Annotated in this window: 2 protein-coding genes; both read right to left on the bottom strand. The window is 42.6% G+C overall.

The window, feature by feature from the left end; genetic code table 11:
- The coding region (locus A3757_RS16800) for an NADP-dependent isocitrate dehydrogenase (protein ID WP_197470095.1) at positions 1-1,190 on the bottom strand (1,190 nt) is incomplete at its 3' end.
- A 254-nt stretch (positions 1,191-1,444) separates the two neighbouring features.
- On the bottom strand, positions 1,445-2,062 hold the full coding sequence (locus tag A3757_RS16795; RefSeq protein WP_068634132.1) for a hypothetical protein: 618 nt from the start codon (positions 2,060-2,062) through the stop codon (positions 1,445-1,447).
- Between the last annotated feature and the right edge of the window lie 263 nt (positions 2,063-2,325).

Genomic DNA, 2,325 nt, shown 5'->3' with positions numbered 1-2,325 from the left:
TGCTTACAGAAGTTAATAACTTCCTGATAGATGGTCGCATATGTGCGCTCTGGAATAACCGCTTTAGTGTCTTTCAGTTTACCGTCAGTACCCCACATTTTACCACCAACACGAATCATCGCAGGCATTGACGCATCAACGATGACATCACTTGGTACATGGAGGTTTGAAATACCTTTGTCAGAATCTACCATCGCCATTTCAGGGCGTTCTTCGTAACAGGCACGAATATCTTCTTCAATTATAGAACGCTGAGAGTAAGGAAGATCAGATATTTTCTGGTGAACATTACTCAAACCATTGTTAGGGTTCACACCCAACTCTTCAAACTTCGCCTGATGCTTTTCAAAAAGTTCTTTGAAGTAAACAGTAACCGCATGCCCAAATACGATCGGATGCGAGACCTTCATCATGGTGGCTTTAACATGTAGAGAGAACAACAAGTCAGCTCTTCTTGCACCTTCCATCTCTTCTTCAAAGAACTGACGCAAAGCTTTAACACTCATAAACATGCCATCGATCACTTCTTTCTCAATGACAGCTGTCTTTTCTTTAAGTACGGTCACTTTTCCATCTGCTTCAACAAGTTCAATACGAACATTGCCAGCTTTTTCAATTACCGTAGACTGCTCTTGGTCGTAAAAGTCGCCGCTACGCATATGGGCAACATGTGTACGTGACGCCTGACTCCACTTACCCATGGAGTGTGGATATTTACGCGCATAGGCTTTAACGGAAGGTGGCGCGCGACGATCTGAATTACCTTCACGCAGAACAGGGTTTACCGCACTACCCAACACTTTGGCATACTTTGCTTTAATCTCTGTTTCTTGCTCGCTGCCAGCTTCGTCGGGGTACTCAGGAATATCATAACCCTGATCCTGTAGCTCTTTAATTGCTTCTTTCAACTGAGGAATTGATGCACTGATATTCGGCAATTTAATAATATTGGCTTCCGGATGTAGCGTTAATTCGCCCAACTCAGCTAACGCGTCTGGTACGCGTTGCTCTTCAGTCAGTTTCTCGGGGAAGGCTGCCAAGATACGTGCAGCTAAAGAAATGTCGCTCTCATCAACGGACACGCCAGCGGCGGAAGTGAAAGCGTTGAGTATAGGAAGTAAGGAATAGGTTGCCAGTGCTGGCGCTTCATCTGTTTTTGTGTAGATAATCTTGGATATTTCTGTTGTCATTTTTTCCCCAAACTGTACCGGTAGGATAACCAATGGAACTAATTTTACACACTGAGGACCTGACAACTCGTGATCACCAGACCCAGCGAAAATTATGCGTAAACGCTAGTGTAGCTAAAAAAGGAAGAAATTTCCCCTTCTACTTAAGTTTTATAACAAATTCAAAAGAGATAGTACTGAAATAAGATGGCATAATTATGTCAATAAAGGCGATATCCTTCATTCAAGTTTTCTGCTGAGGTTTTGGCCCTCTATTACTCGAATGCTCCATCCAGAATCATCTGACGAAAAAGCGCTGCAATTGACGTTTCTAAAGCCAGGACCTCATCACGTCGAGTAACAATTAAGGAGTAACTTTCGATTTCATTTGCCCCAGCATAAACATCAACACGCCCCTTATTAGCAAAAAACTCTCCCACCAATAGCAACTCCCCCCCGATACGTTCATAGAGCTCCAAAGCCACCAAATAACAGTGAGAGCCCGATGCTGGTAAAATACCAAAAGTCAGCACTGAAGCCGTATAAGACGCACCATCACTTGCCGCATCACCAAGCCCTTCACACGCACCGCCATCAGGGAAGGCAGATATCAACTTCGCCACATAAGTTGCTTCTTCTGGAGAAGCTTTTCTAAACCCAAACTTTGAGGCCACATTCGCGAACATTTGACCGACCTCAAGCGACGAGTGATGCAGCTCATAAAGCCCCCCACCTTCTTGAGACGCAAGAATCAACTGACTTCTATCAACATGCAAGGCAGAAGATGAAATCTTAGCATTACTCGCATTAACTAAATATTGCCTCGCGTCTGACGTCGTTGTTGAACAGGCCGATAACAGGCCCAGCAAACACATCAACAATAGTAATTTCATTTCTATCTGAGCCACAATTTAATCTCACCCTATTTATAGATGGGCTGGCATTCGCTCTCAACACCTGCCGATAAACTTCTAAATCACTGATAAACATAGTAACACGCCACCCATTTCTGAACACTTAAATAACTGTCAGCTTTTTTTACACAATAAACAAAAAAACCATAGAAAGAAAAATATCAAATAACTTATCCTACTGTTATATATATATTTTATGGATCATTGGCACAACTAATGCTTTGAACAACAGTTATAATTAA

The organism is Oleiphilus sp. HI0117 (genome assembly GCF_001635235.1).
This window is presented reverse-complemented; position numbering and strand designations above follow the sequence as displayed.